This is a genomic window from Brevundimonas sp., from assembly GCF_047617075.1.
Classification (GTDB): domain Bacteria; phylum Pseudomonadota; class Alphaproteobacteria; order Caulobacterales; family Caulobacteraceae; genus Brevundimonas.
This window is the reverse complement of record NZ_JBLGCI010000013.1, coordinates 64,791-87,184: the sequence shown is the minus strand read 5'-3', so window position 1 is coordinate 87,184 and position 22,394 is coordinate 64,791. Positions and strand designations below refer to the sequence as shown.

The following is a 22,394-nucleotide window of genomic DNA, read 5'->3' as shown; positions in this document are numbered from 1 at the left end:
CCCCCGCTCCATCGGCGATCCGCCCGGCCAGGAGCGGCAGCACGGCGCCGCCCACGATCGCCATGCACAGCAGGCCGGATGTCGCCGCCGGGGGCGCCGATGACCTCTCAAGGGTCAGGGTGAAGATCGTGGGAAACATGATGGAGTTGAACAGGCCGATGGCGATGGCGGCGTAGCCGGCCGTGAAACCGCTGGTCTGGGTCACCACCGCGCACAGCAGAGCGGCGGCGAGGGTGCATGCCGCCAGGAGAACGCCTGCCGGAATACGGGTCAGCAGGGCGCTGCCGATGAAGCGACCCACCATGGCGCCGCCCCAGTAGTAGCTGACCATGATCCCGGCCTGCATGACGGAGATGTCGAGCGTGTCGGGGCTGTGCAGGAAGTCCGTCAGAATGCCTCCGATGGTCACCTCGGCGCCCACATACAGAAAGATGGCGGCGGCCCCGAAGAGGGCCCAAGGCGAACGGAAGGCCGCCACAGGCGACGCGGAGCCTGTTGAGGCGGCGGGGGCCGATGCGTTGATTCGCTTGCGGGCGGTGAAGACCAGAACGGCGAGCAGGGCGAATGCGCCGCCCATGCCCAGGAACGCCAGATCGATCGCACGCAGGGAGGAGTCCCTTGTCGAGGCTGTGACGACGGCGCCCGCGGCGAAAATCCCGCCGGTCAACAGCACGGTGGAGCCGATGCGCGGTCCCAGGAACGTCCCGAGCGAGTTGAACGCCTGGGTGAAGTTCAGGCGCGTGTGCGCGCTCTTTGCAGGCCCCAGAGCCGCCACCAGGGGATTGGCCGCCACCTGAAGCAGCGTCACGCCGCAGGCGATGACGAACAGGGCCGCCAGAATGCCCGGATACCAGTCCGCCATGGTGGCCAGCGGCACGATCAGGCAACCGCCGACCATGACGCCCAGCGCGGCGATGATGGAACGGCTGTAGCCCAGGCGCCCCAGAACGAACGCGGCGGGGATGGACGCCAGGGCATAGGCGATGAACCAGGCGGACGCCGTCAGCAGGGCCTCGGTGAAGCTGAGGTCGAACACGCGCCGGACCGCCGCGATCAGCGGGTCGATCAGCGAGGTGGCGAAACCCCAGGCGAAGAACAGCAGGGTGACATAGCCCAGGGCGATCCTGGAGCCGGAGCGGGCGCCGTTGGCGACGGGAGCATTCATGATGGACACCTCGAATTGGCCTGGGCGGGAAAAGAGCGAAACAGCGTCAGTGCATCACGGTGGGTCGTGGCCAAGAAAAACCGGAGACGGACAGGGCCGCCTCCGGTGTATCGCAGTCTCTCAGGGGAAGTCAGAAGCGATAGTTCAGGCCCACCAGGAACGACCGGCCGTAGCTCTGGTAGTCGATGACGCGGCGCTCATCGTCGTTCTCGAAGGTCTTGAAAGGCTCGTCGGTCAGGTTGTTGACCTGGAACAGGGCCGACAGGCCCTCCATCGGGCCCGACTGGAACTCGTAGCCGATCTGGGCGTCGACCACGGACTCCGCCGCCACCATCCGCTGGATGCGGTCGGTGCCGACCCCCGAAATCTCCCCGAGGAACTCGGAGCGATAGCGGTTGCTGATCCGCGCCTGGAAGCCGTTGCGCTCATAATAGAGCGTGGCGTTGGCGACCGTTTCCGACAGGCCCGGAAGCGGCTGGGACGGATTGCCCGGATTGGGCGTGATGTCGCTGTCCGTATAGGAGGCGCTGATCACGGCGCCGAAGCCGTCCATGACCGGATGCAGCAGATCGAACGGCACGGACAGGGCGAATTCGACGCCCGAAATGGTCCCGCCGTCACCGTTCTGGGGTGTCGAGATGATACCCTCGTAAATGGCCGGCGGCGGGCCGCTGGGCACCGGATAGCTGCTGAAGTCGCGGATCTCCTGCTGGTCATAGACGTAGCTTTCCAGGTCCTTGTAGAACCCGGCCAGGGACACATAGCCGCGACCGCCGAAGTAGCGCTCGATGGATAGATCGATGGCGGTGGCCAGCCACGGCCGCAGTTCGGGATTGCCGCCCGAACCGCCCCACGGTCCATTGGTCACAGAGGTGTTGCCGGCGTTGGCCTCGTTGTAGTCGATGTTCACCGAGGCTCGCATCTGATCCATGCGCGGGCGTGCCATCTGGCGGGCGGCGGCGAAGCGGACAAACAGGTTGTCGCTGACCTCGAACACCAGGTTCGCGCTAGGCAGAAGGTGGGTATAGCTGTCCCCGCCCGTGGTCGGCTGCGGCACCGCCGGATTGCCTGCGGCGATAGTGCCGTCCGAGCTCTGCTCCACGTCCACGACCTGCAGACCCAGGTTGCCGGTCAGGGGCACGCCCATGAAGGTAGTGTCCAGATCACCCCGGATGTAGCCGGTCAGCACCTCTTCGGACACGCTCCAGCCGAAGGCCAGAAGGTTGTCGTCACGCGCGGCGTTCAGATTGTAGATGCCGCTGTCCACCAGGGCGAACGGATCGTAGCTGACCATGCCCGGGATGCCGAGGTAACCCAGCGCCGTGGGCTCAAGCAGGAACTCGGTCGGGATCGGCACGCTGGTGGTGCGCGTCGGGTCCGCTGCGTTGGCCACCAGTTGCAGATAGTAGCGTTCCAAGGAGAGGGTCTTGTCACGCTGGGTGAAGTTCACGCCCGCCCGCACGTTACGGAACGGGCCGGAGGTGAAGTCCCGGCCGACGAACAGATGTGCGGAACTCAGCTCGTCCTCGGTGGTCGGGCTGTTCAGAAAGCCGTCCTGTCCCCCCGGGGCCTCGGGGCCGTCTCCCCAGCCCTGGGCGCTGGTCAGGAAGATGCGCGTCGGGTCGCTGTAGTCGATGGACGAGCTGAAGGTGGTGCCTTCCGGCGTCGTCACGAAGGCCAGGGTGTCCAACTCGCCCAGCACATTGCGGCCGGTGCCGGCGTAGGTCTCCAGCACCACGTCGGTGCGATCGGCGCGGGAGTGACTGAGGTCCAGTTCGGCGCTCCAGCCGTTGCCGAAGTCCCAGCTGTTGTTCCAGCCGATGGAGAACAGTTCGGCCGTGCGCCGGTTGCCGTCGTTACGAACGATGCCCTTGACGTTCTCGAAGGTCCCGGCGGTGACGATGCCGTCCTCGACGGTGAAGCCGGGCTGCAAGGCGGGCGCCGGACGGCACACGCCGGGCGCGCCCGGGCAGGCGCCGGCCGATCCGCCCCAGGCCAGGGGGAACTCGATGCCGCGCAGGATCTGCAGATTGTCGAACTCGGAATAGAAGACGTCGACGCTGGTCCGGTAGGAGGCGTTGGGGGCGAATTCGACCGTCGCCAGCCACCCGTCCCGCTGCAGTTCACTGGACTGGACGTAGGGCTTGGCGCCGCCGATGACCAAGTTGGGCGACGCCAAGGCGTTGTCGCCGGGATAACCCCAGGCGTTGAAGCGCTCCGCCTGGTAGGGCGTCGACATGTGAGAGTAGCCCAGCACGATGCCGAGGCGGCCGTCCATGAACTGGTCGATGTAGCTGATGCTGTAGCGCTCGCCGGTGTCCTCGGTGCCTGCGTTCAGAGCGCCGTAGTCATTCCATTCATAGCGGGCGTTCAGGGCCAGGGCTCGCCGGCCATATTCCAGCGGGCGGATGGTGCGCAGGTCAGCGGTGCCCGCCAGTCCCTGGCCGACAAGGCCGGCGTCCGGCGTCTTGTAGACCAGCACGCTGCCCAGCAGTTCGGAGGGGTACTGGTCGAACTCCACGCCGCGGTTGTCGCCGGTGGAGACCTGCTCCCGGCCATTCAACAGCGAGGTGGTGAAGTCGGGCGCCAGACCGCGGATGCTGATCACCTGCGCGCGACCGTCCAGACGCTGGGTCGCCAGACCCGGCAGTCGCGCCAGAGATTCGGCGATGGAGACGTCGGGCAGCTTGCCGATGTCTTCGGCGGTGACGACCTCCACGATGGACGTCTCGTTCCGCTTGGTGGCGATGGAGCTCTCGATCGAGGAGCGGATGCCGGTGATCACCACCTCCTCGACCTCGGTGGCCTGCTCCGGCGGCGCTTCCTGAGCGTGGAGCGGTCCGGCGAACACGATGAGGGAGACGACGCTCGCAGCGCTCCCCGCCATCAGACGCGCACGTCTGCTGATACCCTTAGACATTGTCATCCTCCCTTGCCGCCCGCCTTCTGTCGAAGCGATGCCGGACAATGCAAACCTATGCAAACTTCTGACCGCCTATCAACCCTGTAATGTTTGCGTCCGACCCAAGGCCGACCCTGAAAACCAGTTAAAATCATGATTTGTCGATTATAATTCCATAAACTCGAAGCCGCCTGACAGCGGTTCCGGCGATCATACCCCGTTGACAGGCAACCAAAGTCACCGCAAAAGTTTGCAAATCGATGCGGCGATCCATGTCATCCCGCACGCTGGGCCAAGGCCTTGGGAGGACGAGGATGCAGAAGATCAAGGGTCGCAAGGCCCCGTTCCTGACGGCTTTCGCCGGCGCCGTGAGCCTGCTGGCGGGCGCGGCGGCGGCCCAGAACGACTCGTTTCGCGACCGGCTTCCCGAGGACGAGGTGATCTACTTCGTCCTTCCTGACCGCTTCGAGAACGGCGACCCGGCCAACGACGAGGGCGGATTCGGCGGCGATCGTCTGACCCACGGCTTCGACCCCACGCACAAGGGCTTCTTCCACGGCGGCGATCTGCGGGGGCTGACCGAAAGGCTCGACTATATCCAGGGCCTTGGGGCCACGGCCATCTGGCTGGGGCCCATCTACATGAACAAGCCGGTGCAGGGCTCGCCCGGCGCCGAGTCGGCGGGCTACCACGGCTACTGGATCACCGATTTCACCCGCGTCGACCCCCACTTCGGGACCAATGATGAGTTGGCCGCCTTGGTGAACGCGGCGCACGCGCGGGGCATGAAAGTCTATCTGGACATCATCACCAACCACACCGCCGACGTGATCCGCTATCGGGAGTGCCTCGAAAACGATTGCGCCTTCCGCTCCCGCGCGGACTATCCCTGGACACGGCGCGGCGGGCTGGACGGCGAAGCCATCAATGAGGGTTTTCTGGGCGACGAGGTCGGCAGCGCCGAGAATTTCTCCCGTCTGACGCGGCCGGACTGGGCCTACACCCCCTATGTCCCAGCCGGCGAGGAGAACGTGAAGGTTCCGGCCTGGCTCAATGACCCGATCCACTATCACAACCGCGGCAATTTCGGGCAGCCGGGCGAGGTCGGGCTTTACGGTGATTTCGCGGGCCTGGACGATCTGTTCACCGAAGACCCCCGCGTGGTCCAGGGCCTGATCGACATCTATGGCGACTGGATCGACCGGTACGGGATCGACGGCTTCCGCGTGGATACGGCCCGGCACGTCAATCCGGAGTTCTGGCAGGCCTTCATTCCCGCCATGCTGGAGCGGGCGCGGGCGCGCGGCATTCCCAACTTCCATATCTTCGCCGAAACCTATGAATTCGAGGTGGGGCCGCTGGCGCGGTTCACCCATCTGGACCGGTTTCCCTATGTGCTGGATTTCGCCTTCCAGGGCGTGGCCGCCGAGGTGATCGCGCGCGGGGGCTCGACCCACGATCTTCGCCTGCTGTTCGAGCAGGACCCCGCCTATGCGGGCGGGGCGGCGACCGCCCGGGGCAATCCAACCTTTGTGGGCAATCACGACATGGGCCGTTTCGCCATGTTCGTGCGCGACTCCAATCCGGAGGCGTCAGAGGAGGAACTGCTGAAACGCGTCGAACTGGGTCACGCCCTGATGATGTTCGCGCGCGGCGCCCCCACCATCTACTACGGCGACGAGCAGGGTTTCGTGGGGTTGGGGGGCGATCAGGACGCGCGCCAGGATATGTTCCCAAGCCAGGTGGAGCGCTACAACGGCGATCCGCTGCTCGGGACCGATGCGACCACTGCGGACTCCAACTTCGACCCTGCCCATCCGCTCTATCGGGCCATCGCCGAGATGACGGCCGTGCGCGCCGCCGAGCCCGCCTTGCGGCGCGGTGACATGGTCGTGCGCGAGTCGGTGGAGGGGCCCGGACTGTTCGCCTTTTCCCGTCGCCTGGACGGGCGCGAGGTGGTCGTCGCCATGAACACCGGCGCCGAGCCGCTGGGGGTCAATGTCTGGACCGACGCGGCATCGGACAACTGGCGGGCCTTGCAAGGGGCCTGCCCGGTCGCGTCTTCCGCCCCCGGCAGCCTGGCTCTGAGCCTTGAACCCTTCGCCTATGCCGTCTGCGTTTCGGAGAGCGAGTCTTGAACATCCAGCCCGTCCTCCGGACCGCGACATCTCCCGAACCCGCCTCTGAATGGTGGCGCGGCGCGGTGATCTATCAGGTCTACCCGCGCAGCTTCGCCGATGCCGACGGCAACGGCGTAGGGGATTTGGCCGGGATCACAGGTCGGCTGGAGCATATCGCCTCCCTCGGCGTCGACGGGGTGTGGCTTTCACCCTTCTACACCTCGCCTATGAGGGACTTCGGTTATGACGTGGCGGACTATTGCGACGTGGACCCGGTGTTCGGAACGCTGGCGGATTTTGATCGCCTGACCGCTCGCGCACACGCGCTCGGCCTTAAGGTCATCATCGACCTGGTGTTCTCGCACACCTCGGACCAGCACGCCTGGTTCCGTGAAAGCCGCATCGACCGGGTGAACGGTAAGGCGGACTGGTATGTCTGGGCCGATCCGAAGGCGGACGGCTCTCCGCCCTCCAACTGGCAGTCGGTGTTCGGCGGCCCGGCCTGGACCTGGGATGCGCGGCGCGGCCAGTACTACCTGCACAATTTCCTGCCGGAACAGCCGCAACTGAACGTGCACAGTCCGATGGTGCAGGACGCTCTGCTGGACGTCGCGCGCTTCTGGCTGCACCGGGGCGTGGACGGCTTCCGCTTCGACGCCATCAACTTCGCCATGCATGACCCGCAGCTTCGGGACAATCCGCCCCTGCCGCCGGGCGGCAGGCGGACGCGCCCGTTCGACTTTCAGGACAAGCTCTACAATCAGTCCCACGCCGACATCCCGAAGTTTCTCGCGCGCTTGCGCGCCCTAACCGACAGCTATGGCGACCGCTTCACTGTGGCCGAGGTCGGCGGCGACCATGCGGACCGAGAGATGAAGCTGTTCACCGAGGGGGATCAGCGGCTGCACAGCGCCTACAGCTTCCTCTATCTGTATGCGGACAGGCTCGGCGCCGATCTGGTGCGCCAAGGCTGCGCCCTCTGGTCGGACGAACCGGACCACGGCTGGCCAAGCTGGACCTTCTCGAACCACGACGCGCCGCGGGCCCTGTCACGCTGGGCCGAGGGCCGTGATCCAGCCGCCCTGGCGCGCATGAACCTGATGTTGCTCATGTGCCTGCGCGGCAACGCTTTCATCTATCAGGGCGAGGAGCTGGGTCTGCCCCAGGCCGAGGTGCCTTTCGCGCGGCTGAAAGACCCGGAAGCCATCGCCAACTGGCCCCAGACCCTGGGCCGGGACGGCGCGCGCACACCGATGCCGTGGACGACGCAGGCGCCCTGGGGAGGGTTCTCGACGACTGAGCCCTGGCTGCCTGTGGACCCGCGCCATCTGGGCCTGTCGGTGGAGGCGCAGGAACGGGACCCGGCCTCGACCCTGAACGTCGCCCGGCGGCTGTTGGCCTTGCGCAGGGACCACGGCGTGCTGCGGACGGGCGCCATGCGCGTGGCGGATTGCGATCCGCCCCTGCTGATGTTTGAGCGGCAGGACGGTGAGATGCGGCTGCTGTGCGCCTTCAACCTGGGCCATGAGCCCGTCCCCTGGGCGGTGCCGGCCGGCGCCGTCCTGATCGATGCGGTCAATGTGGACGGGCAGCCGGGCGGATCCTTGCCGCCGCTCGCTGGAGTGGTCGTGAGTCTGGCGCCGTGACGCCCTCAGCCGCCGCAGCTTTCGCGCACGATCAGCTCCGTCGGGACGCGCTCGGAGCGCGCGGCGCCGCCGCCGGTCCGGTCCAACAGCTTGGACACCATCAAGCGGCCCGCCTTGGCCGTGTCCTGGGCGATGGTGCTGAGCGCGGGACGGCTGTAGCGGCTGAAGGGCACGTTGTCGAAACCGATCACCGACACGTCGCCGGGCACCGACTTTCCCGCGTGCAACAGGGCGCGGACAGCGCCCAGGGCGATCAGGTCGCTGGCGCAGACCACGCCATCGAAATCGAGCCCGCGCCGGATCAGGGAATCCACAGAGGCCTCGGCGGATTCCACCTCGAAGTGGGCGGGAACGATCAGGTCGGGATCAACGTCCAGCCCCGAACTGGTCAGGGCGGTGGCGTACCCCCGCTGGCGCTGCATCGCCTCGACCGGGTCCAGATCGCCCAGGAAGACGATCCGGCGCCGCCCCAGGCGGATCAGATGCAGGGTCGCGCGCCGTCCGCCCTGGACGTTGTCGGACCCCACCGAGCAGTAGGCCTGATCCGGGATCTGGGCGCCCCACACCACGAAGCGGGCTTCGGTTTCCGCAAGGCGGTTGAGCGCGGAGTGCAGGTTGCTCTGGCCCAGAAAGATCACGCCCTGGGCGCGGCTGGTGGTCAGGGCCGAGGTGAGATCGTCATAGGTCTGGGGAGAGCCGTGGCTGACCACCAGGTCCGCGCCCCGCTCTCGCGCCGCCTCGCTGACGCCCGCCAGCAGCTCGAGAAAGAACGAGTCCCACAGGCGGCCTTCCCGGCCCTGGGGACGGGGCGTGACCAGGGCGATGGTCGCCTGGGCGCCGATGGGCGCGGCGGGCATGTAGGCGCGGAACGGATAGTCCTGCTCGCGCGCCAGCTTCCAGATGCGCTGCTTGGTCCGGGGGTTGACCGCCGGACTGTCGTTCAGCGCCCTCGACACGGTGGAGATCGAGACCCCCGCAAGGGCGGCCAGATCTTCAAGGCGGGTGTTGCGGCTCACGCGCGGACCTTCGAATTGAAAGATTTGCAGCAAGAATTTTCATCGCCCTTGTGCGCCGCGGGCGAGTGACTTGGCAAGAGGCGGACGTGAGGGAGAAACGGTCATGACCCATTCCACCATCAGCCGACCCGATCGGCGACAGGCGCTGAAAGGCGTGCTGGCCGGCGTTCTGGCGCCCCTCGCGAGCCTCGCACCGACCGCCTGGGCCCAGTCCGGCGCTCCTGCCCGCGTCACCTCTCCCGACGGAGCGCTGGCGGTCGAGGTCACGCTGACGAACGAGGGCCGCCCGGCCTATTCGGTGACCCGCTTCGGCCAGTCCCTGATCACCGAATCCCGCCTGGGCTTCATCCTTGCGGATGCCGCCAAGCTGGAACGGGGCCTGCAGATCGCCGCCGTCCGCATGGATAACGGCGACGAGACCTGGGAACAGCCCTGGGGCGAACGCCGCTTCGTCCGCGACCACTTCAATGAAATGCGCGTCACCCTGCGCGAGGGCGAGGACGGCCGCCGCTTCGATGTGGTGTTCCGCGTCCATGACGAGGGCGTCGGCTTTCGTTACGAGTTCCCGCAGCAGGCGGCGCTCGCCAGGCTGGCCATCAGCCAGGAACTGACCGAATTCACGCTCGCCGAGAGCGGGACCACCTGGTGGCTGCCCGCGATGGAGTGGAACCGGGCGGAGTATCTCTACAACCGCACACCCATTGAGGAGGCGGGGGTCGTGCAGACCCCCATCACCTTCAGGCTGGACAGCGGCGTCCACCTGGCGCTGCACGAAGCGGCGCTGGTGGACTATGCCGGCATGAACCTCCAGCGGGTCGAAGGCCGCCGATTCCGCGCCGCCCTGACGCCGGGGATCGAGGGCGCTCCGGTGGTCCGCGCCGCGCCCTTCGCCACGCCATGGCGCGCGATCCTGGTGGCCGACAGCGCAGCGGCGCTGGCTGAGTCCAATCTGATCCTGAACCTGAATGCGCCCAATGCGCTGGGCGACGTCAGCTGGTTCAAGCCCATGAAGTATGTGGGCGTGTGGTGGGAGATGCACCTGGACCAAAAAACCTGGAACGCCGGGCCGCGCCACGGCGCCACAACGGAAAATGCTATCCGGCACATCGACTTTGCGGCCGAGCACGGCTTCGGCGGGGTGCTGGTGGAGGGGTGGAACGTTGGCTGGGACGGGCAATGGTTCGGCAATGGCTGGGATTACAGCTTCACCCGGCCTTACCCCGATTTCGATCTGGAGCGGGTCGCCGCCCATGCTCGCGAGAAAGGCGTTCAGATCGTCGGCCACCACGAGACAGGCGGCAATGCGTACCATTACGAGCGGCAGCTGGAGGACGCCTTCGCCCTCTGTCAGCGGCTCGGCATCGGCTCGGTGAAGACCGGCTATGTGGCCGACGCGGGCGGCGCCCAGGTGGCGGGTCCCGGCGGCCGGCCTACCTTCGCCTGGCATGAAAGCCAGGTCATGGCGCGCCACCATCAGCGGGTCATCGAGACCGCCGCCCGCTATCAGGTCGCCATCAACGCCCATGAGCCGATCAAGGATACGGGCCTGCGCCGCACCTGGCCGAACTTCGTCAGCCGCGAGGGCGCGCGGGGCATGGAGTACAACGCCTGGGGCCAGCCGGGAAATCCGCCCGAGCATGAGCCCAATCTGGTGTTCACCCGCATGCTGGCGGGGCCGTTCGACTTCACGCCCGGCGTGTTCGGCATGGAGACGCGCGCCCCCGACGGCGTGGCCACCACCTGGGCCAAGCAGCTGGCGCTTTATGTGGTCATCTACAGCCCGCTGCAGATGGCCGCCGACCTGCTGGTCAACTACGAGGCCAATCCCGGACCCTTCCAGTTCATCAAGGACGTGGCCGTGGACTGGGAGCATAGCCATGTGCTGAACGGCGAAGTCGGCGACTATGTCACCATCGCCCGCAAGGACCGCAACAGTGACGAATGGTTCCTGGGGTCGGTCACCGACGAGCACGGTCGGGTTCTGTCGGCGCCCCTGAGCTTCCTTGACGCTGATCGCCGCTACCGCGCCGAAATCTATCGGGACGCGCCGGACGCGCACTGGCGCACCAACCGCGAGGCCATCGTCATCGAGACCCTGGAGGTCGCCGCGTCTGACGTGCTGGACCTGCGGCTGGCGCCCGGCGGCGGCCAGGCCGTCCGGTTCGTCCCGCTGTGACGGACGCTTCCCTCACCCCCGTTGCCGGTGATAGGCCGCGCCTGAGCGGCTGGTCCATCTGGAACATGTGCGTCGGCTTCTTCGGCATCCAGATCGGCTTCGGCCTTCAGAACGCCAACGTCAGCCGAATCTTCCAGACCCTGGGCGCCGAGGTCGACAGCCTCGCCATCCTCTGGATCGCCGCGCCGCTGACCGGCCTGCTGGTTCAGCCGATCGTCGGCTATTTCAGCGACCGCACCTGGGGGCCGCTCGGAAGGCGCCGGCCGTATTTCCTCGTCGGCGCGATCCTGACGACCCTGGCGCTGCTGGTCATGCCGCACAGCCCGGTGCTGTGGGTCGCGGCCTCCATGCTCTGGATCATGGACGCCTCCATCAACATCACCATGGAGCCCTTCCGGGCCTTCGTCGGGGACAATCTGCCCCAGGAGCAGCGCGCGACCGGCTATGCGATGCAGAGCTTCTTCATCGGGGCCGGCGCCGTGTTCGCCTCCTGCCTGCCGTGGTTGCTGACCAATGTCATGGGCATGGCCGCCACCGCGCCCGAAGGCGTGGTGCCCATGGCGGTGCGGATCTCCTTCTATGTGGGCGCCGCGGCCTTGCTGATCGCCGTGCTGTGGACCGTCATCACCACCCGGGAATACAGCCCGGCCGAGATCGACGCGTTCGAGGCGGCCCGGCCGGTGGCGCATGAGACCGATGCGGCCCGCTCGCAGGCGGCCTGGTGGACCGGCGGCGTCCTGTGGACCTTGGCCGGGGCGCTGGGCGTCGGCGCGGTGACTATGCTGGGCCTGCAGAAGGAACTCTATCTTCTGGCCGGGTTCGTGGTCGCCTTCGGCGTCCTGCAGATGATGGTCGGCGCCCTGCAGGCGGCGGGCCGCGCCAACGCCGTCACGGACATCATGGGCGACATCTTCGCCATGCCCCGCACCATGCAGGGCCTGGCCGTCGTGCAGTTCTTCAGCTGGTTCGCCCTGTTCGCCATGTGGATCTACATGACCCCGGCGGTGACGGCGACGCACTTCGGCTCACCGGACCCCACCTCGGCCGGGTACGGCGAGGGCGCCAACTGGGTCGGGGTGCTGATGGGGATCTACAACGGCGTGGCGGCCCTGGCCGCGTTTCTGATCCCGGTGCTGGCCGCCCGAACCGGCCTGCGCGGCGCCCATGCGGTGAACCTGGCCCTGGGCGCGGCGGGCTTTCTGGGCGTGTTCCTGATCCGGGATCCGGCGCTGCTGTGGCTGCCCATGATCGGCGTCGGTTTCGCCTGGGCGTCCATCGTCTCCCTGCCGTACGCTATCCTGTCCAATGCCGTGCCGGGCCGGAAGATGGGCGTCTACATGGGCGTCTTCAACATTTTCATCGTCGTGCCGCAGCTGGTGGCCGCCACCCTGCTGGGCGCGATCCTTCAGGGCCTCTTCGCGGGCCAGGCCGTCTGGGCCCTGGTGCTGGGCGCCGTCTCCTTCCTCATCGCGGCAGGCTTTTCTCTCATCGTCCCCCATTCACCGACCCGCTGACCGGAGCGCCGACCATGCGCATGCTCAAATCCCTGATCCTGGCCGGAACGGCCCTGTCGCTGGCGACCACGGCCGCTGCGCAGAACACGCCGCCCGGCGCACCGGGCGCCCCGCCGACGTGGTCATACGCCGCCAAGACCGGCGCGGGATCGTCCTATGAGGCCTATCTCGACGGCGCCTGGTCGGATGAAGCCGCCACCGGCGTGGTGTCGCGGGTCTGGTTCTCCATCGCCGACGGCGTTCTGACCGAGACCATGTACGGCCTGATCCACGAGGCCCAGATCAGGCAGTTGCGCTTCGCCGTCGTCACTGAGGAGGGTCTGGCCGTCGAAGGCGAGGACACCACCCACGCCACCGCCTATCTGCATACCGACGGCAAGGGCCGCCCCCTGTCGCCCGCCTATCGCATCACGACCGCAGACCGGGACGGCCGGTTCGAGATCGAGAAACGCATTTTCACCGATCCGGACCGTCAGACGCTGGTGCTGCGGGTCAGCATCCGCGCCCTGCGGGGCGAGATGACGCCCTATCTGCTGCTGGAGCCGCACATGGCCACCACCGGCGGAAACGACTTCGGCCAGGCGGAGGCCGGCGGTCTTCACGCCCGTGAAGGCGACGTCCATCTGGCCCTGCTCTCCGACCAGTCGTTCGAGGCGGCCAGCGTGGGTTTCACCGGCGCCTCCGACGGCCTGACCGACCTTCAGGACGGCGTCATGGACTGGCGCTTCGCCGACAGCGGCGAGGAGCCCGGCGCCCTGATGCTGACCGGCGCCTTGCCGACGCTCCAGCAGGGTCAGAGCCTCACCCGCGATTTCGTCATCGGTTTCGGTGACAGCCGTGAGGCGGCGGAGATCGAGGCGCGCGGCGCTCTGGACGACGGCCTCGACGCGGTTCTCGCCCGCTTCAACGGCGAGGGCGAGCACGTGGGCTGGGAGGACTACATGGCCTCCCTGTCGGAGCTGCCGCGCATCGCTGGACAGGCCACCGATGGCGGGGCGCTCGCCTACGCCTCCGCCCTGATGCTGAAGGTGCAGGAGGACCGGACCTATGCCGGCGCCCTGATCGCCTCGCTCTCGAGTCCGTGGGGCGACACGGTGGACGCCACGGAGGTTCGTACCGGGTACAAGGCCGTCTGGCCGCGCGACTTCTATCAGGTGGCCATGGCCATGGCGGCTCTGGGCGATCGGGAGACGCCGCTGGCGGCCTTCCGCTATCTGCCGCGCATCCAGGTCGGGCCGGACACGCCCGGCAACGAGGGCGCGGGCGGCTGGTTCCTGCAGAAGACCGAGGTGGACGGCACGCTGGAGTGGATGGCGGTCCAGCTGGACCAGACCGCCATGCCCATCATGCTGGGACATCGACTGTGGTCGCTGGGCTGGATCGACGATGCGGAGATGACCGATCTGTATGCCCGCATGATCCGTCCGGCAGCCGACTTCCTCACCGACGGCGGCGCGGTGGATATCGGCTGGAACCAGAACACCATCCGCCCGCCCTACACCCAGCAGGAGCGGTGGGAGGAACAGGAGGGTCATTCCCCGTCGACCACCGCGGCCGTGGTGGCGGGCCTGACCCTGGCGGCCGAGATCGCGCGGGCGTCGGATGACAGCACCTCGGCGGATCGCTGGCAGGCGGCCGCCGACGACTACGCCGCCCGCATTGAGGCGCGTCTGTTCACCACCACGGGCGATTTCGGCGACGGCCGCTATTATCTCCGCGTCAATCGCAATGATGACCCGGACGACAAGGGGATCGTGGGCCAGGCCAACGGTCAGGTCGCGCCGCCTGAAGATCGCATGATCGACGGCGGTTTCCTCGAACTGGTCCGCTATGGCGTGCGCGCGGCGGACGATCCGCACATTCTGGACAGCCTGCCGGAATACGACGACCAGACCCTGCCGGACCTTTATCGGGTTCGCTACGACTTCGGGCCGGAGGGCGACGCCACGCCGGGCTGGCGGCGATACGGGGTTGACGGCTACGGCGAGGACGCGGTCACCGGCGCCAGCTACGGCGAGGACGGCGAGATGCGGGCCGGCCAGCGGGGCCGGGTCTGGCCCTTCTTCACCGGCGAGCGCGGCCATTACGAGCTGGCCCGTGTTCTGGTCGAAGGCGAGCCTTCAGCGTCAGAGTTGGACGGTATACGGCAGACCTATGTGCGCGGGATGGAGCGTTTCGCCAACGCGGGCCTGATGCTGCCGGAGCAGGTTTGGGACGGCGTCGGCGTGGATAACACCCATCACGCCTACGATCATGGCGAGGGCACGAACTCGGCGACGCCCCTGGCCTGGACTCACGCGGAGTATCTGAAATTGCTGCGTTCCCTGGCCGACAGACGCGTGTGGGACCACTATCCACAAGTGGCGAGGCGGTTCATCCCTGTCGGATCAGATTAGGCTCTTCACCGGGTTCGGAGAACTCTGCCTGGTTAGAGGTCATCCGCAACGAGAGCGTCCCGCCACTTTTCACTGCGACAAGTCGGTCTGCCTCCAAAGGGGAAAAGCCCAGCGTCCAGGGACCTGCACCCCGTTGTCGAGAGGGCGCGCCGCGACGGATGAAACCGAGAACTATAGGGCGAGCGTCGCGCTGGCTGGCTGAGTACTCGAAAGCGCTAGAAGATCACCGCTGTAGCCAAACCTCGACCCGCCCGCTGAGGCCCTGACGGCCATGTGACGCGAGGCAGCGCGAGCCGGCATCCAAAAAATGCCGAATCCAGCAATGCACGTGGCACACGCTTAAAGCGCGAAATTTCGCTTGACGGTTGAGCGTTCCCAATCCAGCGTTCGATCAGGTTGGAGGGCAAGGCATGCGGAGAAGACTGGCGCTCGCTGCTGTTCTGGCCATGGCGGCGTCAGCCGCTGTGGCCCAGGAAACCACCACCTACACCTATGATGTGCACGGCCGGCTCGTGGGTGCGGATCGCACCACGGGGCCGACCACCACCTACACCTATGACGGCGGAGACAGCCGCACCTCCAGGGTGACGGTGGGCGGGTCTTCGCTGATGGCGGCCTCCGAACCGACGGCAGAGGCCGAGGCTGCGGAGGCGGCGCCGGACGCCGCCCCGGAACCCGCCGAGGCGCCGCCCGAACGAGAAGCGCAGCAGGACTAGCCTGATCACAGCCGGGGGGCGTTCGATGACTTCATTCCACCTGATGGGCCGCGCCCTGGCCGCCGTCGCAGCGACCGTCGGCTTGCTCGCAGCCGCGCCTGCGCTGGCTCAGACGCCGTCCCCGGCGCCGTCGCACTACACTCTGGACGAACGGGGCGTGGATCTGATCTGGGGGACCTATAATCACCAGGGCCCGGTCATCGCAGTAGGCGATCCGGCCGATGGCGGGCTGGTGGTCGGAGACGCCAATCTGGGTGCGGCGACGGTCGGCCTTCTGGACGGCATGGTGTTCGTCTCGGGCTCCACTTATTCGGTGAGCCTGGGTGCGGAGTCCGAGGTGTTCACCCTGTCCGGCGGGGTGTTCATGCCCGTCTCGAACAGGGGCGCGACCCTGACCCAGTCCGGAGGGCTCTACACCTTCACCACAGCCAATGGGGCGGTGGCCCAGTTCTCCACCACCTACACCGGTATTGTTCAGCCCACCTCCAACGCGGGGATGATCAGCTACCAGGCGCCGGACGGCGAGCGGCTGGACTATAATTGGGTCGGGGTGACCTACTGCCGCATTCCTGATCTGGGCGGCGGGTGCCTGCAGTACGGCACGGCCACCCGGCTGCAGTCGGTCGGCAACAACCGCGGCTATCTGATCAAGATCCTCTATGAGCAGGATGATCCGGACAGTCTTTGGGGCATCACCGCCTGGCTGCAGCGCGACGGCTATGTGGCGGTCAACCTGGCGGTTGATCCCTGTGACCCGCTCGCGCCGACCTGTTCGGGCCTGACGCGCAACTGGCCGAGCCTCACCTACAGCCGCAACCCCGTGGATCCGTCAGAACGCTATGTCACCGATCAGTCAGGCCGAGTGACGACCTATACGCGGGACACTGACGGCGTCACCTCGATCTTCTATCCCGGCTCCACCAGTCCCGACGTGAGCCTGACCTATGGAACAGGCGGGCGCGTCGCCTCGGTCACTGACGTCACGGGAACCTGGACCTACGACTATGAGGACGCTTCGGGTGAGCGCACCACCACGGTCACCGGCCCCCAGTCCCAGGAGATCGTGGCGGTCTCGAACCTGAGCACCGGGCGGCTGATCTCCATCACCAACGCCCTGGGTGAGACCACCACCTTCGACTACGACGCCCAGCTCCGACCCGTGGAGGTCGTGTATCCCGAAGGCAATGCGGTCGAATACGACTACGACGCCCGGGGGAACGTCACCACGGTGACCCAGGTCCCCAAATCCGGGTCGAGCCTGGCCAACATCGTCACGACGGCGACTTATCCGTCCAGCTGTTCCAATCCCGTCACCTGCAACCTGCCCACCGCTGTCACCGACGCGCGCGGGGCCACGACCAACATCACCTATGATGCGACGCACGGCGGCGTGCTGACCGTCACCGAGCCGGCGCCCACGACCGGCGCGGCGCGGCCGCAGACCCGCTTCACCTACTGGGACACCCGCGCCTGGTATTACAACGCCTCGGGCGTCATCGCCGGGGCGCCCACCACTGTGATCCTGCCGCGCGAGATCCGCACCTGTGTCAGCGGGACCAGCTGCACGGACGCGGCCAATGAGGTGGTGACCACGATCTACTACGGCTCGGGCGGGACCACTTCGCCCACCAACCGCCAGCCCACCAGCGTCAATCAGCGCTCGGGGACCAGCAGCGTCAGTTCATCGGTCGGATACGCCTATACGCCCAACGGCGACGTGGCCGCGGTGGACGGGCCGCTGTCCGGGACGGCGGACAGCACACACTACCGCTATGATGACGCCCGTCAGCTGACCGGGGTGGTCGGACCGGACCCGGACGGCGCCGGCGCCCTGCTGCGCCGGGCCCAGCGCTACACCTACAATCCGCGCGGTCAGGTGACCCTGGCCGAACAGGGCACGGTGACCGGCCTGACCGATCCCAACTGGGCGGCCTTCGTCACGCTCCAGCGGCAGGCGAGCCAATACGACGCCCTGGGCCGCCCCTTGGCTGTGCGGGCGCAGACTGCGGGAGGAACCACGCGCGCCCTGACCCAGGTCAGCTATGACGCTTCAGGCCGGCTGGACTGCGTGGCCACCCGCATGAACCCGACCAACTTCGGCAGCCCGCCGGCGGCTTGCACCCTGGGCAGTAGCGGGACCTTCGGGCCGGACCGCATCGTCCGCTACGGCTACGACGATGCGAGCCGGGTCATCAGCGTCACCTCCGGCTACGCGTCCGGCTCCGCCATCACCCAGACCTTCACCTGGACCGACAACGGCCAGCTCGCCACGGCTCGGGACGGCGACGGCAATCTCTCCACCTGGATCTATGACGGCTTCGACCGTGTGCATCAGCTGCGCTTCCCCACGCTGAACGGCAGCACCAGCAATGCGAACGACTATGAGCAGTACACCTACGACGCCAACTCCAACGTCACGACGTATCGCTCACGCGGCAACCAGACCTTCACCTCGACCTACGACAATCTGAACCGCCAGACCCTGCTCACCACGCCGGGGACCATGGCCGATGTCACCTACGCCTATGACAACCTGGGCCGTCCGACCTCCATCAGCCAGCCGGGCCATGCGGTCACCTATGCCTGGGATGCCCTGAACCGGCTGACCAGCCAAACTGACCCGCTGGGAACGTTCGGGTTCCAGTACGACGCGGCCAGCCGCCGGACGCGGATCACCTGGCCGGACGCCTTCTACGCCCAGTACGATTGGAACCTCTACAATCAGGTCACAAGGGTCCGGGAGAACGGCGCCTCATCCGGCGTCGGAGTGCTGGCGCAATATGCCTACGACAACCTGGGCCGCCGCACGGGGATCACACGAGGCAACGGGGTTCCGACCACCTACGGCTATGATGACGTCAGCCGCCTGACTTCCATCGTGCACAATCTGAATGGAACGGCCCAGGATGTGATGTTCACCATGGGCTATAATCCGGCGGGGCAGGTCACCAGCCGGACCATCAGCAACAACCTCTATGCCTATGCGCCGGCCAACGAGAGCACGACCTACGTCATCAACGGGCGTAACGAAATCACGTCGGCCGGCGGGGACGATCTGGATTATGACGCCAACCGCAACCTGACCGACGATGGCGTGCGGACCTACGCCTATGACGCGGCCAATCGGCTGATCACCGCCGGCAATACGGCCATGACCTATGATCCCACCGGGGCCCTGGACCAGTTCGGGGCGCGCCGGGTGGGCGAGGTGGGCGGCGAGCGCATGGGGGTGTTCACCACCTCCACCGGCGACGTCTATCGCCGCTTCGTGCCGGGCGCGGCCATGGACGAGGCGGCGGGCTACTATCACGGCACGGGCACGACCACATCGGCGCGGCGCTGGCCGCTGACCGACCACCTGGGCTCAGTGGTGGCCTACGCCGACTCCTCGGGCGCGGCGGCCATCATCAACACCTACGACGAATATGGCCAGCCCGGCCCCGGCAACAGCCAGTACCTGCAGTACACCGGCCAGCTGGCGGTCGCGTCCACCTGGGGCGTCCAGAACTACCGCAACCGCTTCTACAACGCTCAATTGGGGCGGTTCATGCAGACCGATCCTATCGGGTATGGAGATGGGCTGAACTTGTATGCGTACGTGGGGAACGATCCGCTGAATCGGGTCGATCCTTGGGGATTGTGGTGTGTTTTGATCGAGCGGCGAGAGAGGGTGATCGATAACACCAGCGGCGCCGTGTTGTCCGAGACGATCACCCCGTTCAAAGAGTTCTGTTCAAATTCTGGAATTGCCAGACCTAGCGAGGTCGGAGGGGGAGGCGCAAGACAACCATCATCGTCAGAGGAGTGTTCAGGATCTGATCGATCCTACGCTATCGGTCGCTATTCAATACTTCCTGACGGATATTACGGGACCGGCTTGGCAGGAAGCGTCTATGGGGTCGGGGGGCTGGGAGGCTCGATTACGCGCTGGCAGCGAATTGAGAGCAATCGCGTGACAGAAACGTTTAGTACGTGGACCTTTCATGGCGGAGTGGGCTTCGATTTTTCCGCAGGTATAACGATGACATACTCATACGACAGTCCAATAAGCGAGGGATTTTCCCTTTCAGGCACATTTATCGGACAGTATGAGCATCAATGGTCAGATGGGGGCGCGTCCTCGGGTTCTGGGTCCGGGGGAGCAACCGTAGGCTTTCGAGCGGGTGGCCGCGGGGGCCCGACGGTTACCCGACAGTTGGGTTGTCGAACCACGGCAAGAGGAAGTTAATTCAAGCCATGTTTTTTGTTCTCCTAACCGTATTGGTGTCCTCTTCAATAGGTCTTGCTGTATGCACGATTATGGCAGAAGTGTTCCTAGCTAGGAGTGGAATTCCGATTGGCAACCGCATTATCACTTTCAACAGTTTTCGCTTGATTAGACGAATTATATTCTACTTTGGCGAACATGAAAAGATTTCAATGGCGCATAAATCAATATTGTGGGCAAGATTGTTCGCGATGGCATTTTTTCTCTCTTTTATCGCAATAATCGCCATTTCTGTTTGGTGACGCCCCTATATGGCTCGGAGCATGGCGTTGCGTAGAAATGGATTTCACTAAATCAAATTTTAATCATGAGAAAGGCTTAAAAAAGATGCAAAAGAGGTAAAAAGTCTCGTTCGTCGGTGCCGCAAATTTGCAACGAGAACCAGCCGATCCCAATCGGGACCCATACACCCTGCGTCGGGCCCAAATACCGTCGCGATCATAGCTTAGCTAATTCCGTCTAACTAATTGGCGAAAGAGTCCGCAGACGACCGAGGCTGTGTAAAAACGGCTCCGGATCTAGCGAATTAGGGCAGCCTCCTGAGGTCAGCAGGAGGTGGATATGAGCCGCTTCGTTCAGGGTGCCGATCGTCGGCAGCAAACGTTGCTTTTCGAGTGTCTCGACGACTATGTGGCCGAGGATAATCCGGTCCGGGTGGTCGATGTCTTCGTTGACGGATTGGATCTGAAGGGTCTCGGCTTTGAGGGCATGACGCCTGCGGCGACGGGACGGCCGCCTATCACCCGGCCATGCTGCTGAAGCTCTATGTCTACGGCTACCTGAACAAGGTGCAGTCCAGTCGACGGCTGGAGCGCGAGGCACAGCGCAACGTCGAGCTGATATGGCTGACGGGGCGGCTGGCGCCGGTTCATAAGACCATCGCCGACTTCCGCCGCGCGAACGGCTCGGCCAGTCAGGCGGCGTGCGCCCAGTTCGTGGTTCTGTGCCGCCAGTTAGGGCTGTTCGGCGCGGCGCTGTCGCGATCGACGGCTCAAAGTTCAAGGCGGTGAACACTTCACCGCCTACAAGGTGAAGCGGCGGATCGAACAGGTGGCCGAGCACATCGCTGGCTATCTGCAGGACCTGGACACGGCGGACCGTCACGACGGAGCTACGCCTATGACGCGGCCAACCGGCTGATCACCGCCGGGTCCACGGCCATGACCTATGACCCCGCCGGGGCCCTGGACCAGTTCGGGGCGCGCCGGGTGGGCGAGGTGGGCGGCGAGCGCATGGGGGTGTTCACCACCTCCACCGGCGACGTCTATCGCCGCTTCGTGCCGGGAGCGGCCATGGACGAAGCGGCGGGCTACTATCACGGCACGGGCGCCACCACATCGGCGCGGCGCTGGCCGCTGACCGATCACCTGGGCTCAGTCGTGGCCTATGCCAACTCCTCAGGCGCGGCGGCCATCATCAACACCTACGACGAATATGGCCAGCCCGGCCCCGGCAACAGACGGTACCTGCAGTACACCGGCCAGCTGGCGGTCGCGTCCACCTGGGGCGTCCAGAACTACCGCAACCGCTTCTACAACGCTCAATCGGGGCGGTTCATGCAGACCGATCCGATCGGGTATGGGGATGGGCTGAACTTGTATGCGTATGTGAGGAACGATCCAATGAATTGGATCGATCCGACGGGGCTTGAGAGATGCATCGAAATCCTTGAGCGTAGACGCGTGATAGATAACGAAACAGGTGAAGTTGTCTCGGAGTCGACGCACTTCTATCGATATCTGTGCGTTGGAGATGCAGGATACGATGAATTGATTCGCGAGGGAGCAGCCGCCGCAGAAGTCGACAGATGCGCAGTGGCCAATAGTGAAGTGGAAAGGTTGAGGGATGCGGCCACATGGGCGATCCAGCAGCATTGGCACAGCCGTTCAAACCTGAACCAACTTTACCATATTGAGAGCGCGCGCGCCTCTAATGCTGTAGGGGGAAACCTAGCTGTGTTGGCCATATCAGCAGGCAGCGGTTTTATGACACGCGCTGGCTTGAGAATGTTTGCTTCGGGCCGAAATTTTGTTCGGTACCATGAAGTTCGGTACCATGAAGTAATGACGGATGTAGTGGCTGGCGGCGTGGCCATGGGGATCGTGGCAAATTCGATCGGAAGGACTTCGGCTGGGGATCGTGCATCCCTTATTTCGGCGAGGATTTCACAAATGGGCTGTGGAGGATGAAGCGGTTGAACAGAGGTGGCGCTTGGATCTTTGGCGGAGCGGCAGCTGGATGCGCCCTCATCGCCAGCAATAGAATTGCCAGCTTTTCCTTAACGGCAATTTACATCGCTACATTGTTGTTCCTTCTTTTTGTAAAATCAGAAGAAATAACAAAAGTGAGGGAGAAGATTTATTTGTACTTAACCGCCGTCGCATTGCTAATGTGCCTGCTTTTTATTTACATACTTTGATAGGCATAGAGCTCTCGCCGTATCAACGCGCTCACGGTGCCCCCGGAGTGATTCGAA

General features: G+C 65.4%; 12 protein-coding genes and 1 pseudogene. 10 read left to right on the top strand and 3 right to left on the bottom strand.

Annotation, left to right across the window (positions count from 1 at the left end; all coding sequences use genetic code 11):
• On the bottom strand, positions 1 to 1,165 hold a 1,165-nt coding region (gene gluP / locus ACI8U3_RS12850), incomplete at its 3' end, for a glucose/galactose MFS transporter (RefSeq protein ID WP_415015273.1).
• Between the two features lie 130 nt (positions 1,166 to 1,295).
• Positions 1,296 to 4,085, bottom strand: coding sequence for a TonB-dependent receptor (locus tag ACI8U3_RS12845; protein WP_415015272.1), 2,790 nt, complete (start codon positions 4,083 to 4,085; stop codon positions 1,296 to 1,298).
• 296 nt (positions 4,086 to 4,381) lie between these two features.
• Between ACI8U3_RS12845 and ACI8U3_RS12840 the strand changes: the two genes are divergently transcribed.
• On the top strand, positions 4,382 to 6,205 hold the full coding sequence (locus ACI8U3_RS12840) for an alpha-amylase family glycosyl hydrolase (RefSeq protein ID WP_415015271.1): 1,824 nt from the start codon (positions 4,382 to 4,384) through the stop codon (positions 6,203 to 6,205).
• The gene (locus ACI8U3_RS12835) at positions 6,202 to 7,833 is read left to right on the top strand and encodes an alpha-amylase family glycosyl hydrolase (protein WP_415015270.1); all 1,632 of its coding nucleotides are present in this window, start codon (positions 6,202 to 6,204) and stop codon (positions 7,831 to 7,833) included. The genes ACI8U3_RS12840 and ACI8U3_RS12835 overlap by 4 nt, the downstream gene beginning before the upstream one ends.
• Before the next feature lie 5 nt (positions 7,834 to 7,838).
• Here the strand turns inward: ACI8U3_RS12835 and ACI8U3_RS12830 are convergent, their stop codons facing one another.
• The gene (locus ACI8U3_RS12830; RefSeq protein WP_415015269.1) at positions 7,839 to 8,882 is read right to left on the bottom strand and encodes a LacI family DNA-binding transcriptional regulator; all 1,044 of its coding nucleotides are present in this window, start codon (positions 8,880 to 8,882) and stop codon (positions 7,839 to 7,841) included.
• A gap of 70 nt (positions 8,883 to 8,952) precedes the next feature.
• On the opposite strand from ACI8U3_RS12830, the gene ACI8U3_RS12825 reads away from it, so the two are divergent.
• From ACI8U3_RS12825 to ACI8U3_RS12790, 8 genes and pseudogenes are all read left to right on the top strand, one after another.
• Positions 8,953 to 11,025 (top strand): glycoside hydrolase family 97 protein, encoded by a 2,073-nt coding sequence (locus ACI8U3_RS12825; RefSeq protein ID WP_415015268.1) that lies wholly within the window; start codon positions 8,953 to 8,955, stop codon positions 11,023 to 11,025.
• Between the two features lie 65 nt (positions 11,026 to 11,090).
• Positions 11,091 to 12,539 (top strand): MFS transporter, encoded by a 1,449-nt coding sequence (locus tag ACI8U3_RS12820; protein WP_415015267.1) that lies wholly within the window; start codon positions 11,091 to 11,093, stop codon positions 12,537 to 12,539.
• 14 nt (positions 12,540 to 12,553) lie between these two features.
• On the top strand, positions 12,554 to 14,935 hold the full coding sequence (locus ACI8U3_RS12815; protein ID WP_415015266.1) for a glucan 1,4-alpha-glucosidase: 2,382 nt from the start codon (positions 12,554 to 12,556) through the stop codon (positions 14,933 to 14,935).
• 410 nt (positions 14,936 to 15,345) lie between these two features.
• Positions 15,346 to 15,651: a hypothetical protein gene (locus ACI8U3_RS12810; protein ID WP_415015265.1), complete on the top strand. Its 306-nt coding sequence runs from the start codon at positions 15,346 to 15,348 to the stop codon at positions 15,649 to 15,651.
• A 25-nt stretch (positions 15,652 to 15,676) separates the two neighbouring features.
• Positions 15,677 to 19,879 (top strand): RHS repeat domain-containing protein, encoded by a 4,203-nt coding sequence (locus ACI8U3_RS12805; protein ID WP_415015264.1) that lies wholly within the window; start codon positions 15,677 to 15,679, stop codon positions 19,877 to 19,879.
• Between the two features lie 600 nt (positions 19,880 to 20,479).
• Positions 20,480 to 21,031 (top strand): annotated as a pseudogene (locus tag ACI8U3_RS12800) (transposase); the annotation flags it as partial.
• Positions 21,032 to 21,078: 47 nt separating this feature from the next.
• A complete protein-coding gene (locus ACI8U3_RS12795) occupies positions 21,079 to 22,107 on the top strand; it encodes an RHS repeat-associated core domain-containing protein (RefSeq protein WP_415015263.1) in 1,029 nt (342 codons plus the stop codon).
• Positions 22,104 to 22,337, top strand: coding sequence for a hypothetical protein (locus tag ACI8U3_RS12790; protein ID WP_415015262.1), 234 nt, complete (start codon positions 22,104 to 22,106; stop codon positions 22,335 to 22,337). Before ACI8U3_RS12795 ends, ACI8U3_RS12790 begins: the two co-directional genes overlap by 4 nt.
• Positions 22,338 to 22,394 lie beyond the last annotated feature (57 nt).